Origin of the sequence: uncultured Hyphomicrobium sp. (assembly GCF_902826555.1) — a bacterium.
In the GTDB taxonomy this organism is placed as follows: Bacteria; Pseudomonadota; Alphaproteobacteria; order Rhizobiales; family Hyphomicrobiaceae; genus Hyphomicrobium_C.
Window position 1 is genome coordinate 171,451 of sequence record NZ_CADEFI010000003.1, and the last position, 13,549, is coordinate 184,999.

Genomic DNA, 13,549 nt, shown 5'->3' on the forward strand with positions numbered 1-13,549 from the left:
GCCGATGAAACGGGCCCGGGTGGTGACATTCGCCGAAAATCTTCCCGCGCCGGCTCTCTCCGAGATCGCGGCGGCGGCTCCCGCGGCTTGGCTCATCGACGTTGGACGCGGATGCATTCTGGCCGCGAACGGGGCCGGGCGGGCGCTGCTCGGGCTCAGAGGCGACGGGGGGCCCGTTTTGCTCGACGCCGCCATGCCCGCGCTGACGCTGTTGCGTTCGCTCGCGTCGCGCCCCTCGGACGGCGACGCGTCGCCTGTTCGGCTGGTGTTCTGGAGCACCGATGGGGCCGTGCGACCGCTGTGCCGCATCACATTTCAGGACCACGAGCCGCATGCGCTCGCGGTGGTGGTCGCGCTCGGCGATGGCCCCGACGCGCCGGTGCCGGCGGCGGCGTCTTCCCCGCAGCCTTCCCTCGTGACCGACGCCAGGCTGTTCGCCACCGACGATGCCGCCAAGCTCAAGGAGATCGCACGGCGCATTCGCGACGGCTGGTCGTCCGCGCCGCGTCCGGAGCGCGACCATGCAATGGTCACTGACGCTCTCGAGCCGACCATTTCGCACGTGACATCGCCGACCGAGGTTTCTCCTTCCTTGCGGGCCAGCCTCGCGCACGAGCTCAGAACGCCGGCCAGTGCCATTGCGGCTGCGGCCGAGATCATGAAAGACGAGCGCTTCGGGACACTCGGTTCGGCGCGCTATGTCGGCTATGCGGCCGACATTCACGGCAGTGCGACACACATGCTCGCCGTTATCGAAAGGATATTGGCCGAGGCTGCCGCCGAAGCAGATAGCAGCCTGCATGATCTCACGTTCGCCGAGATCGACCTCGAGGACGCGCTCGGTGCTACCGTCTCGCAGCTCACGCCGCTCGCGGATCGGGCCGGCATCTCGCTTTCGCTCGAAGTTCCTCCCCACCTTCCGCATGTGATCGCCGATGCGACCAGCCTGAGGCAGATCCTGCTCAATCTGGCGACAAACGCATTCAAATTCACGGACCGGGGTGGACGGGTGACCTTCGGCGCGCGCTACCGCGGCGAGGGGCCGCTTGCGGTCGTCGTGTCCGACACCGGGTCGGGCATGGCGCAGAGCGACATCGAACGGCTGCTGGCACCGGGTCGACCAGCTCGAACCGAACGGCGCGATCAGAGCGGCGCCGACGGCCTGGGGCTCGGACTGCCGCTCGTGCGGGCGCTGGCGAAAGCGAACGGCGCAGAACTCGCCATAGAGAGCGTGCCGGGCAAAGGCACGTGCGCCTCCGTCATCTTCGCCAAGGATCGTGTGATCCCAGTCTGATCCGCGACGGCCGGTACGCGATACCCTGACGTATTGCGCGCGTGCAACCGTCGCACAATTGTTGACTTTCTTGACGTAGTTTGTGGTCGCTGCTTTATGAGCACCTGTCTTGCAGCCTCGATCCGGTGGCATCTCCCTGCTGTCCGCGAGAGCCAGCCGACAGCGGGACCTTGACCCCCGAATACTGGAGAAACGACCATGAGCATTTTCCACCTTACTCTGCGCCGCGCCTCTCGTGCGCTTGCGCTGCCTCTGCTGGCGCTGGCACCCATTGCCGCCACCGGCGCCCAGGCAGCAGAGCAGGTCAACGTCTACTCCTTTCGCGAGCCCGGCCTGATCGATCCGCTCTTCAAAACCTTCACCCAGGAGACCGGGATCAAGGTCAACGTCGTGTACTCGAAGGATGGGCTCGTCGAGCGCATGACTGCGGAAGGGCGCAACAGCCCCGCCGACCTCCTGATCACGCCGGAGTCCGGACTGCTCATCCAGGCCAAGGCCGCCGGCGTCACGCAAGCGCTGCAATCGAAAGTGCTCGACGACGCCATCGATGTCACCTTGCGCGACCCGGAAGGCCATTGGTTCGGACTGACGCGGCGCGCGCGCGTGGTTTACGCTTCGAAGGATCGCGTGAAGCAGGACGCGATCACCTATGAGGAGCTGGCGGACCCCAAGTGGAAGGGCAAGATCTGCATCCGCTCCGGCCAACACACCTACAACATCGCTCTCGTCGCCTCGATGATCGCGCATGACGGCGAGGAGAAGGCCGAGAAGTGGCTCATCGGTCTTCGCGACAACCTGGCTCGCAAGCCGGCTGGCGGCGATCGCGAGGGTGTCCGCGACGTGCAGGCCGGCCTCTGCGATCTCGCCATCGGCAACACCTACTACATGGCCGCCATGCTCAAGAACCCGGAGCAGAAGCCCTGGGCCGACGCGGTCAAGATCCTGTTCCCGAACGCGGCCGATCGCGGCACACACGTCAACATCTCGGGCGCGGCGCTTGCCGCTCATGCTCCGCACCGCGACAACGCAGTGAAGCTGCTCGAGTTCATGGTTTCGAGCGAAGCCCAGCAGATCTACGCCGAAGGAAACGGCGAGTATCCGGTGACGGCGACCGCGCATGCCTCCGACCTCGTCAAGAGCTGGGGCGAGCTCAAGCCCGACTCGATCCCGCTCTCCCAGATCGCCTCCTTGCGCAAGAAGGCCTCCGAGCTGGTCGACAAGGTGCGCTTCGACGCCGGACCGAACTCCTAAAGCAGCCGGAGCGTCGCTCGACGAGCGCTCTTGGCCGGACGTGATCTCCTGATCGCTTCCGGCCTTTCTCGCCTGCCGATCAGGGCACGACCTCGAACGTCTTCGGGTCGAAGGAATAGCGCGGCATCTGAATGAAGTTTCCGTCTTCCAGCACGGGCACCTTGTGCACGCGGGCGCCGTTGACGGAAATCTTGCCGTCCTTCTCGTCGAGCCAGAAGTCGATGTCGTAATATTCGTCCTTGCTGCCGGCGCGACGGAAGTCGGAGCAGGCGAAATACCGCCCATTCTCCTTCAATCGCCGAACCGGCTGGTGGATGCCGACGAACTCGAGCGAGACCTCCTCGCCCGTCTTGTCGTCTTTAAGCTTGAAATGACCGGCGTTGTTGGCGCGCTCGCCGACAATGTACTCGTCGATGGCCGACATGATCTCCCAGCCGCGCTTTACTTCCGACTCTCCCGGATGCTCGGAGGCTGGTATCCACCACCAGGGCTTCGGCTGGCGGGTTATCATGACCCATTTTTCCCCCTCCCGGCGGGGAGCCTTGTAGAGGCGCACATCCATCAGCGCGAGCTTGCCGTCGCGCGGCTTCACCCAGAAGTCGACGAGATAGGTTTTCTCCGGAACATCGGCGGCCTGAAACAGCACGTCCGGAAAGAACCCGTATCCGTGCAGCGTGCGCACGAAATCGACCTTGATGAACTTCAACGCAAGCGTCTGACCAAGCATGGCGTCATTCAGCTTGAATACGCCTGAATTCTTCTCCTGCTCGGACTTGATGAACGCCTCCGTGAAAGTCTGGGCTTCCTCGGACGTGAAGTGCGCCATGTCTCGAACCGTATCTCCCGCATCGCCGGCGGCGAAGTGCTCCTTCGCTTTCTGCAAGTAGACCTCGGGGTCTTTCAGGAAATGCGCCTTCGCGTCCTCGGTGGAAAAGCAGTAGGTCTTGCCGGTGGTATCGGTCCACGTCACCTTGCACGCGGTCTTGATCCGCTTGCCCTCGGCGAGACCCATCACGCAGTCGCCGCCAAATTCCGGGGCGTCGGCGGCGTGGCCGGCAGGCACGGGCATCATCAGGAGCGACAGCAGCACGGCTAGCACGCGCAACGTGCGAGGTGACTTTCGCGGCAGAGCAGTATCCATGGCGACCTCCCGGGTCTGATCAACTCATTTTTGAAATGTTATAAACTTATACTATCGCACGAGGCTTCTGCCGACAGTGACTTCAGTCACAGTGACGATCCAGGTCCGGAACGCGGGCCGGAGGTCGCCCTTGACCGCGGCGCCGAGGCCCGCAATGGTCCTGGCGATGCGCCTCAATTCCCCAACGTCGACCGGTCCCGGGCCCAGCAAGTTGCTGGACAGCCTGCGGCGTCTCCTCGACGCCGGCCGGGGCCGCTCGCATGCGCCCGGCTGGAGCTTCACATCCGGTCTGGTGCTTGCCGTCATCGCCTTGCCGGTGGCGGCGGTGCTCTACCTCGCGGCAACGGCGCGCGACAACGACTGGCCGCACCTCGCCAGCGCCGTGCTGCCCGTGGCGCTCCAGCAAACGCTTCTGCTGGCCCTCGGCACCGTCGCCGTCACGCTGGTCGCGGGGACCAGCACGGCGTGGCTCATCACCATGTATCGGTTTCCAGGGCGCGCCGTGCTCGACCGCCTGCTGGTGCTGCCGCTCGCCATTCCAACCTACATCGCAGCCTACTGCTACAGCGAGATTTTCGACTACGCCGGCCCCGTACAGTCGGAGCTTCGATCGCTCTTCGGCTGGACGACGGCACAGGATTATTGGTTCCCGAACATCCGCTCCTTGCCGGGCGCCGTGCTCGTGATGTCGGCCGTGCTCTATCCATACGTGTATCTCGCGGCGCGGGCGACGTTCGTTCAGCAATCGGTGTGTGCGCTCGAGGTAGCACGCACGCTCGGACGGACATCGATGGGAACATTCTGGGCGGTGGCGCTGCCGCTCGCGCGGCCGGCGCTGGCGGCCGGCGCGGCCCTGGTCGCCATGGAGACGCTCAACGATCTCGGTGCCGTTCAGCATCTCGGCATCCAGACGCTTTCCGCAAGCATCTACGCCACCTGGCTGCAACGTTCAAACCTTGGCGGCGCGGCACAGCTCGCGACCGTGACGCTCCTGCTCATCGTGCTCCTGCTCGCAGCCGAACGCTACGCGCGCGGAGGCGCGAAAGTGCATCACACCACAGGGCGCTACCGCGCCATTCCGTTCCAGGACATCGATGGCTGGCGCGGATATGCCGCCGCGGCGCTCTGCGCGCTGCCGTTCGTCGTTGGGTTCGTGGTGCCGTTCCTGCTGCTCGCGCGCTTTGCGATGGCGCATGTTTCGGTGGCCATCGAAGGCGGCTTCCTCAGCGCGGCGTGGAACAGCCTCATGCTGGCGACGTTGGCGGCCGGCGCCGCCGTCGCGCTCGGACTTCTGATCAGCTATGCGCCGCGCGTTGCAAAGACGCGCTTCACGAGGGTGGCGGCGCAGATGTCGGGATTCGGGTACGCGCTCCCGGGCGCCGTGCTGGCGCTCGGCGTGCTCATTCCATTGGCTGCCATCGACAACAGTGTCGACGCGTTGGTACGCGATTTTTTAGGCCTCTCGACTGGTCTCATACTGTCCGGCTCGATCGCGGCGCTCGTCTACGCCTACGTCATCCGCTTTCTCGCGGTGGCGCGGGGCGGCATCGAGGCGGGGCTCGAACGCATATCGCCTAATCTCGACGCTGCGGCCCGAGCCCTCGGCGAGACAGCGGCGTCGGCGTTGTGGCGCATTCACCTGCCGCTGCTGCTCCCTGCGCTCGGGGCCGCGGGACTTCTCGTGTTCGTCGATGCGTTGAAAGAGCTGCCGACAACGCTGCTGCTGCGTCCCTTCAACTTCGAGACGCTGGCGACGCACGTTTATGCGTTCGCCGCCGTGGAGCAAGTGGAAGCCGGCGCGCTCGGGGCGCTGACCATCGTGCTCGCGGGCCTGGTGCCGCTGGTGGTGCTGCACCGAGCCATCGCGGGACGCACCGGAAACGGCTAACGGCAATGGGCAAACGGCAATCGATGTCAGGATCCGATTGCCGTTTGCCGTCTCTCCAGCGCTGCTCTACTTCTTCTCGACGCCTTCCACGTTCAGCGTGAGTTCGACTTCCTTGGCATCAGGGCCGAGATTAAAATTGATGCCGTAGTCGGCAAGCGTGAGCTTGGTCGTTCCGGAAAAACCGACGCGATTGCCGCCCCAGGGGTCTGCGCCACCGCCCACGTACTCGGCGTCGAGCGTAACCTCTTTGGTGACGCCGCGAAGCGTCAAGTCGCCGACGATCTTCGCCTTGCCCTCTCCGGCGGGCTCGACCTTCTTGCTAACGAAGGTCGCCTTCGGGAATTTGGCGACGTCGAGGAAATCCGTGTTGCGAAGATGCTTGTCGCGCTCGGCGTGGTTGGAGCTGACGCTCGCGGCATCGATCTCGACATTGACCTTGGAAGCCTCCGGCGCCTTCGGATCGTAGCTGAAGGTGCCGGTAAACGTGTCGAAGCGACCGGTCAGCCAGCTGAACCCCAGATGCTTGACGCGGAAGTTGATCGAGGCGTGCGCGCCTTTGGTATCGATCTCGTAGTTGGCGGCACCGGCAGCACCGGGAAGCGCCAGCGCAGCGGCGAGCACGAGGGTCGTGAGACGTAGCTTCATGGAACATGTCCTTTGCGGTGGATGAACTAAAAAAGATATTCAGGTCTCGGACGGTCCGGACCACATGCGCGTGAGCGTGCGCTTACGGTCGACAATGTGATGCTTCAGGGCGGCGCCTGCATGAACGGTGGCGAGCAAGATCACCAAATAGGCGAGGATGGTGTGGACGGTGCCGGCCACATCCTCGAGGCCCTTGTTCTCGCCGGGCGACGGCACGCTGAACCAGCCGAAGACCTCTATGGGGCGACCATCCGCGGTCGAGATCAGGTAGCCGCTCACCATCAGGGCGAGCAGCAAGGGATAGAACCCCCAATGCGTGATGCGCGCGGCGGTACGCTCGAAGGTACTTAAATCGGTGTCATCCGGCCTGACGTTGGCGAGGCGCCAGCCGAAGCGAAGCGCAAGCGCGATCAGGAGCAGAATGCCGACACTTTTGTGAAGGTCGGGGGCCGAATGATAGTAGGGGCTGTAGTAGTCGAGATCGACCATCCACAAACCGAGGCCGAACATGGCGACGATGGCGAGCGCCATGAGCCAATGAAAAAGACGGCTTACGAGCCCATAGCCCGCAGGTGTATCGCCGACCAACATCCCTTCGGGCCCTCTTCCCCACGACCCGCTCTCGAAACGGGCACCCGATTAAATAAATGGTGCCGGGCTGCATTCAATGTGCCGCCCGTGACAATATCCGGTCGTTTTTGGAAACAGTATGGTGCGAGATCGCGCCTTCGAAAAAAGAAAACGGCCGCAAGTGGCTATCCTCGCGGCCGTCAATACCTAGGGGTTTCTGCGCTCGTTAGAAGTTGAAATAGATCCCAACGCGCGGGCGCCGATAATACCGGTAGCCATAATAGGGCGCATATCCGCCATAGTAGTACGGCCGATACCAGCGCCGATGATGATGGCGGTGGCGCCAATGGCGGTGACGATGGTAGTGCCGGTGGCGATGCCAGCGGCGGCGAACTTGCTCGACAGGACTATCAACGGTCGTGGCGGCCTTCGCCACTCCAGCGCTTCCTGCAGTCATGGCCTGGGCGGGGGCCGTAGCGGAGAAGAGTGCCGCGCTAGCTCCGATCAAGGCCATGGCGATTAACTTTCGCATGGCTGGTTTCCTTTCCCTGGTTGGTCCCGGCTGATGTGCGATGTTACTACGAATCCATCGGAAAAACAGACCACCAAATTTCGCTGCATTTCTATAAAACTTATGTCCGTCCGCAGATTTATTGGCGCCGCAACATCTCGCTGCAGCAGTTTGACCTTGATTGCGCCTCACCTGAACATGCAAACTCAGGGCCTGTTGCGATCTGCAACTCCGTCGCGGCACCTCTAGTTCCTGAACTCTCGACATCATGTGCGTGCGGGCGCGCGGTGCGGGGTCAGGCGCTTCTCTAAAATCGTCGCCAGCTTCCCCATGCAGGGCCACACGTGATCCGCACACACACCGCACACGCCAGCGCACTGCCTTATCTTCCCCATGTCGACGGCTTGCGCGCGCTGGCCATCGCTCTGGTGGTCATTTTCCACGCTTGGCCTTCGACACTCACGGGCGGCTTCATCGGCGTCGACGTCTTCTTCGTCATCTCAGGCTTCATCATCACGCGCCAGCTCATCGCAGACATGGAGCGCGGCGAGTTCTCCTACGTGGCATTCCTCGGCCGCCGAGTGCGGCGACTGGTGCCGGCCGCCTTCGTGTGCTCGCTCCTCGTTTCGGCGGCCGCCATCGTCGTGCTCATGCCCGACGACCTGTCGAAGTACGGGGAAAGCCTCGCCGCGATGTGGACGATGACCGCAAATTTCCATTTCTACGACAATTCCGGTTACTTCGATGCGCCGTCGGCAGAAGCGCCGCTCCTCAACATGTGGTCGCTCGCCGTCGAGGATCAGTTCTATCTCACGTGGCCCCTGCTCCTCCTTCTCCTGGTCCGCAGAGTTTCTGCACCGGCGAAGATCGTCGCCGCCGTGCTCGCCCTTGCCGGCCTTTCACTCCTTCATTCGGAGTTTGCCGCACGCACCGATCCGAGCCTCGCATTCTATCTGCCGCTGTCGCGGGCCTTCGAACTCCTGGCCGGATGTGCGCTTGCGCTAGCATTACCGCTCGTCGCTGCGCCGAGGCTCGGCGTGCGTGGCGTGCTGGACGCCATCGGCCTCGCGCTCGTCGCCGGATCGGCCGTTGCGCTCCATGCCGACATTCCTTTTCCGGGGCTCGCCGTCGTGCCGACGATTGTCGGCACGGGACTCCTGATTTTCGCCGGACTCTCGGGACCGACGCCGGTGTCGCGGCTGCTGTCGCTCAAGCCGGTCGTGCTCGCCGGACGCATGAGCTACTCGATCTATCTCTATCATTGGCCGCTGCTGGCTCTCGCGACCTATCAGCTCGGACGTGCGCCGCACGCCGGCGAGGCCGCGCTGCTCGTGCTCGCGAGCGTCGCACTTGGGGCGCTGTCGTGGGGTCTCGTCGAGCAGGCCTGGACGCGGCGCGCGGGCCTCGCCGAGATGGCGCCCGCCGGACTCTTCAAGCGCACGGCCGCGGCCACGGTGGCGCTGTGTCTGCTGACAACTGCGATCGTGGCGGGAGAAGGCTGGCCGCAAAGGCTCGATACTCCGGCCTACAAGGTCTACAGCGCTGCCTCGCAAGGCAATCCGCTGCGCGGGGCGTGCGATGGCTATGATCAGGCCTTCGCGCACAACGACTATTGCACCTTCGGCCGCCCGCTGGCCGAAAACGCTTCCTACGACATCGCCATCTTCGGCGATTCCAACGCCGATCATTTCGTGCCGATGATCCGCAAGCTCGCCGAAAATGCCGGCTACTCCGGGCGTCAGGTCACGCAAAGTGCCTGCGGGGCGCTCATCGGTGCGTCGCGTGTTCCGAGGCCGGGAGATCCGAGGCCCGACGACGAGACCTGCGCGCGCTATCAGGAAACCATTCTCGCGTTCCTGGATCGGAATCCGGGGCTCAAGATCGCCGTGCTGTCATCCGGTTGGGAGTACTACCGCAATCTCAAGCCAAACCGACTCTCGCAAGCGGGAGCGGAGGCAAACGCGACGTTCGCGCAAATCGCCGCCGAGACCATCGGCATTTTCCGCAGGCGCGGAATCGATGTTCTCATCATCGGACAGGTGCCGTTCCTCGAGACGTTCTCGCTGCGGTGTTTCGCCGATGCGGCGCGCCGGGATACAGAGGAGACTGATTGCACAACGCCACGGCCAGCCGTCGACGCGACGCTCAGTTTCTCGCAAGCCGTGTTCAAATCCCTCGACGACCACGATGACGACGTGGCGTTCCTCAGCATGGCCGACGTCCTGTGCACGAGCTCGACCTGCAGCGCGTTCAAAGACGAGGTGCTCGTCTACCGCGACCGCAATCACCTCAATGCATCTGGCTCGGCCTACCTCTCGCGCTACGCGTCTCTGCCGGCGATTGGCGCGGCCATGCGGCGCTAGTCATGCCACGCCGACTAGGCGGCAGCCCGGGTGCCGGGTGGCTCGATCTCAGGAACGGCGCTTGCGGGCCGCTTCAGCTGGACGATCAGGTTGTCGTCGAACAGTGACATCCAGTTCATCCAATGGAATTCGTAGCCGATGCTTTCGGCAAGCGCCTTGAGCGAACGCGGCGTGAAGTAGTTGACGTGATCCGGGAAGCGGAAGCCGCACCACTCCGCACCCATGATGTGGCGGTTGGCCGAGTTGTAGTTCGGTGAGCGCAGCAGGATCTTGCCGCCCGGCTTCAGCCTCTTGAAGGCCCGCTCCAGGATGACGCGCGGCTGGGCCTCGTGCTCGAGGTAGGAGCGCATGATGATGCTGTCAAAGAAGCTCTCTGGAAAGCGCTCGATGCCGGTGGTCGCCGGCTCGTGGTAGACGGTGCCGCCGCGCGCCTCGAAGATCGGACGCGCCTTTGCCGCCAAGCCCTCGCTGATCTCGATGCCGTAGGGTATCGGGCCTGCAGGGATCCGCGTCGAGCCTCCGCAGCCGATCTCCAGCACGCGCCCGGACACGGCAGCCCGCCTGTGGCGGGCGCGATCGATGACCTTGCCGAACTTCAGGCGAAATCGCGTCAGAGCGTCGAAGCGCGCGAGCTTGTTTTCTTTCTTGCGCCGCTCCTTCTCGTCCGCGTGCTGCTTCTCCCAAGCAAGATTGACGGACAGGTCCTCATAATCGGGCACGCGACCGAGGTAGACGAAGCCGCAATGGTTGCAGGCCACAACGGGCCAGGGGCTGCGCGTATACTTGGCTACAACCGTCGCGCCGGTCTTCTGACAGACCTCGCACGTCGGCCGCTCGTGCGACCTGATCTCGGCCATCCTTGGTTTTGCCCTTCGAAAGGGCCGGCGCCCACTTGGTCGCGGGCGCGGCTCGTTGCTCCTGAACGGGGCAAAACTTACCGAGCCGCAATTCCTTGGGCAAGTCGACGGATGGACCTCGCACGCAGCCGTCTAGCCGAAGGGACCGCTTCTCAACGCCGCAATCTCGGCATTCAGCGTATCGCGCAGGAACGTCATGGCCGCGGTGCGCAGGCCCTCCTCGTCCATGGAGCCCTTGATCGGGACCTCCACGGTGGCCTCAAGCCACTGGCGCGAGGCGTTGACGTCCGCCTCGTTGTCGCCGAGCACAATATGAACAAGCATCGCCCGGCCGACGCCGTGCATTTCGAACTGATGCAGCTTCAAGCCCCACACCCCTTCGCCAGCCCCGCCAACCCAGTCCGCACGAGACGGTTCTAGGGCCGAGTTTTGGCTGTCTTGAGGCAAAAGCGCTCAAAACAAGGCTAACTTGCCGGGTCGAAAACGCCGCCGCGAACCGCCGTCTATGCCGCGGGGGACTGATGGCGGCCCTACGAGCCATGTTAAATGGCGCCTTGTCCCGAGGAGCAGCTCATGCGTCGCAAGCTCACGCGCCGCGACATGATTACGGGGAGCGCGGCGGCGGCTTGTGTCCTTGTCGCGCCACGGCGTGCGAGAGCGCAATCCGTCACGCTCAACGACGCAAGCGAGCTCAATCCAACACCGGTTGCGCGGCACTGGATCGTCAAGGGGACACCAAAAACGGATTTCATTGCCCGGTTGAGGGCGGAACTCAAAGCAGCTGCAGCAGAGGGCCGGCCGGTCGCAGTCTCGACGGCCCGACACTCCATGGGCGGGCAGAGCCTCGCGCGTGACGGGGTCGCCGTCTCCCTCATGGATGGCACGTGCGAACCCAATTCCCAAAGCCGAAGCTATCGCGCAACGGCGGGGACCCGCTGGCGCGACGTTATCGCAACGCTCGACCCTCTCGGGTTCTCACCTGCCGTCACCCAGTCGAACAACGATTTCGGCGTCTCTGGAACGTTCTCCGTCAACGCCCACGGCTGGCCGGTTCCGTATGGGCCGTTCGGCTCGACGGTGCGGTCGATCGAACTCATGACGGCGGACGGCGCCGTCGTCACGTGCTCACGCAGCGAGAACTCCGAGCTGTTCCGGCTGGCGCTTGGCGGCTATGGGCTCCTCGGCGTCGTGCTGTCGGCGGAAATCGAGATGGTCGACAACGTACTGCTGGCGCCGAGCTACGACATCATACCCTCGGCCGACTTTGCTCCCCGCTTCATCGATGCGACTGCCGACCCTGCCGCGCGCATGATGTATGGCCGCCTGTCGGTCGTACGCGAAGATTTCCTCGACGAGGCCTTGTTGACGACCTACCGGCCGGTCGACACGAGCGACCCGCTGCCGCCGCCCGAGTTCGGCTCCGCTGCAAAGTCGCTGGCGCGGCGCGTCTATCGCGCACAGATCGGCTCGGATCGGGGAAAGCGCATGCGCTGGTGGGTGGAAACCGTGCTGCGGCCGCACGCGTCCAGCAACCGCGCAACGCGCAATGCCCTGCTCAACACGCCTGTGGCACTTCTCGCCAGCAACGACAGCGCGCGAGTCGACATCCTGCACGAGTACTTCGTCCCGGCGGAGCGGTTCGGCGACTTCGTTGCGCTTTGCCGGGAGGTCATACAGGTCTCGCGACAGGAGCTGCTCAACATCACGCTCCGCTACGTGGCAGCGGACGACCTCAGCGTTCTGGCCTATGCACCAGGGCCGCGCATTGCGGGCGTGATGGCATTCTCGCAGCGCAAGACGCCTGAGGACGAGCGCGAGATGCGCCGGCTCACCCAGCGCCTCATCGACGGCGTGGCCGCGCTCGGCGGCAGCTTCTACCTGCCTTACCGGCTGCATGCGCGGAGAGACCAGGTCGAGCGAATCTACGCCAATGCCGGCGCATTCGCCGCGGCCAAGCGGAAGCTCGACCGCAAGCTCATCTTCCGCAATGCGCTGTGGGACGCCTATTTCGCGTAGCGCCCTCTAGAGCGGGATGTTGTCGTGCTTCTTCCAGGGGTTCTCGAGGGTCTTGTTGCGCAGCATGTTGAGCGCGCGGCAGATGCGGCGGCGCGTGCCGTGCGGCAGGATCACCTCGTCGATGTAGCCGCGCTCGGCGGCCACGAACGGGTTGGCGAAGCGCTTCTGGTACTCGTCGATGCGGGCCTTGATCTTCTCGGGGTCGGAGAGCTCGGCGCGATAGAGGATCTCGGCTGCACCCTTGGCGCCCATGACGGCGATCTCGGCTGACGGCCAGGCATAGTTCACGTCGCCGCGAATATGCTTCGAGCTCATGACGTCGTAGGCACCGCCGTAGGCCTTGCGCGTGATCAGCGTGACCTTGGGCACGGTGGCCTCGGCGAACGCAAAGAGCAGCTTGGCGCCATGCTTGATCAGGCCGCCGTACTCCTGCGCGGTGCCCGGGAGGAAGCCCGGCACGTCGACGAAGGTGACGATCGGAATCTCGAAGCAGTCGCAGAAGCGCACGAAGCGGGCGGCCTTGCGCGAGGCGTCGCTGTCGAGGACGCCGGCGAGCATCAGCGGCTGATTGGCGACGATGCCGATGGTGCGCCCTTCCATGCGGGCGAAGCCGGTGACGATGTTCTTGGCGTAATTTTCCTGGATCTCGAAGAAGTCTGCCTCGTCCACGACCTTCAGGATCAGCTCCTTGATGTCGTAGGGCTTGTTCGGGTTGTCCGGGATCAGCGTGTCGAGCGAGAAGTCCTCGCGGTCCGGGCTGTCGGAGGTCGGCAGAGCGGGCACGCCCGACTTGTTGTTCGACGGCAGGAAGTCCATCAGGCGGCGCATCTGCAGCAGCGCCTCGACATCGTTCTCGTAGGCGCGGTCGGCGATGGACGACTTCGTGGTGTGAACTTTGGCGCCGCCAAGCTCTTCTGCGGTGACGTTTTCGTTGGTCACGGTCTTCACGACGTCGGGGCCGGTGACGAACATGTAGCTCGTGTCTTTCACCATGAAGATGAAGTCGGTCATGG

General features: G+C 64.1%; 12 protein-coding genes. 5 read left to right on the plus strand and 7 right to left on the minus strand.

Going from position 1 to position 13,549, the window contains the following annotated elements:
- The first annotated feature begins 22 nt into the window (after positions 1 to 22).
- Both QZV93_RS03125 and QZV93_RS03130 read left to right on the plus strand, forming a co-directional pair.
- Positions 23 to 1,294, plus strand: a complete 1,272-nt coding sequence (locus QZV93_RS03125) for a HAMP domain-containing sensor histidine kinase (RefSeq protein WP_295555876.1) — start codon at positions 23 to 25, stop codon at positions 1,292 to 1,294.
- Positions 1,295 to 1,492: 198 nt separating this feature from the next.
- Positions 1,493 to 2,545 carry a Fe(3+) ABC transporter substrate-binding protein gene (locus QZV93_RS03130; protein WP_295555878.1) on the plus strand — a complete coding sequence of 351 codons (1,053 nt, stop codon included), beginning with the start codon at positions 1,493 to 1,495 and terminating at the stop codon, positions 2,543 to 2,545.
- A gap of 79 nt (positions 2,546 to 2,624) precedes the next feature.
- Here the strand turns inward: QZV93_RS03130 and QZV93_RS03135 are convergent, their stop codons facing one another.
- On the minus strand, positions 2,625 to 3,686 hold the full coding sequence (locus QZV93_RS03135; RefSeq protein ID WP_295555879.1) for a hypothetical protein: 1,062 nt from the start codon (positions 3,684 to 3,686) through the stop codon (positions 2,625 to 2,627).
- 154 nt (positions 3,687 to 3,840) lie between these two features.
- Here QZV93_RS03135 and QZV93_RS03140 point away from each other — a divergent pair, with 154 nt between their 5' ends.
- Positions 3,841 to 5,574, plus strand: a complete 1,734-nt coding sequence (locus tag QZV93_RS03140) for an iron ABC transporter permease (protein WP_295555880.1) — start codon at positions 3,841 to 3,843, stop codon at positions 5,572 to 5,574.
- A 66-nt stretch (positions 5,575 to 5,640) separates the two neighbouring features.
- On the opposite strand, the gene QZV93_RS03145 is transcribed toward QZV93_RS03140, so the two are convergent.
- From QZV93_RS03145 to QZV93_RS03155, 3 genes are all read right to left on the minus strand, one after another.
- Positions 5,641 to 6,219 carry a YceI family protein gene (locus tag QZV93_RS03145; RefSeq protein WP_295555881.1) on the minus strand — a complete coding sequence of 193 codons (579 nt, stop codon included), beginning with the start codon at positions 6,217 to 6,219 and terminating at the stop codon, positions 5,641 to 5,643.
- Positions 6,220 to 6,258: 39 nt separating this feature from the next.
- The gene (locus QZV93_RS03150) at positions 6,259 to 6,810 is read right to left on the minus strand and encodes a cytochrome b (RefSeq protein ID WP_295555882.1); all 552 of its coding nucleotides are present in this window, start codon (positions 6,808 to 6,810) and stop codon (positions 6,259 to 6,261) included.
- Positions 6,811 to 7,015: 205 nt separating this feature from the next.
- Positions 7,016 to 7,321, minus strand: coding sequence for a hypothetical protein (locus QZV93_RS03155; protein ID WP_295555883.1), 306 nt, complete (start codon positions 7,319 to 7,321; stop codon positions 7,016 to 7,018).
- 323 nt (positions 7,322 to 7,644) lie between these two features.
- Between QZV93_RS03155 and QZV93_RS03160 the strand changes: the two genes are divergently transcribed.
- Positions 7,645 to 9,663 carry an acyltransferase family protein gene (locus QZV93_RS03160; protein ID WP_295555885.1) on the plus strand — a complete coding sequence of 673 codons (2,019 nt, stop codon included), beginning with the start codon at positions 7,645 to 7,647 and terminating at the stop codon, positions 9,661 to 9,663.
- Between the two features lie 14 nt (positions 9,664 to 9,677).
- Here the strand turns inward: QZV93_RS03160 and QZV93_RS03165 are convergent, their stop codons facing one another.
- A complete protein-coding gene (locus QZV93_RS03165) occupies positions 9,678 to 10,520 on the minus strand; it encodes a class I SAM-dependent methyltransferase (RefSeq protein ID WP_295555887.1) in 843 nt (280 codons plus the stop codon).
- A gap of 132 nt (positions 10,521 to 10,652) precedes the next feature.
- Positions 10,653 to 10,844 (minus strand): hypothetical protein, encoded by a 192-nt coding sequence (locus QZV93_RS03170; protein WP_295555889.1) that lies wholly within the window; start codon positions 10,842 to 10,844, stop codon positions 10,653 to 10,655.
- Between the two features lie 249 nt (positions 10,845 to 11,093).
- On the opposite strand from QZV93_RS03170, the gene QZV93_RS03175 reads away from it, so the two are divergent.
- Positions 11,094 to 12,536: an FAD-binding protein gene (locus QZV93_RS03175; protein ID WP_295555891.1), complete on the plus strand. Its 1,443-nt coding sequence runs from the start codon at positions 11,094 to 11,096 to the stop codon at positions 12,534 to 12,536.
- A gap of 6 nt (positions 12,537 to 12,542) precedes the next feature.
- Here QZV93_RS03175 and QZV93_RS03180 read toward each other — a convergent pair.
- On the minus strand, positions 12,543 to 13,549 hold a 1,007-nt coding region (locus QZV93_RS03180), incomplete at its 5' end, for an acyl-CoA carboxylase subunit beta (RefSeq protein WP_295555893.1).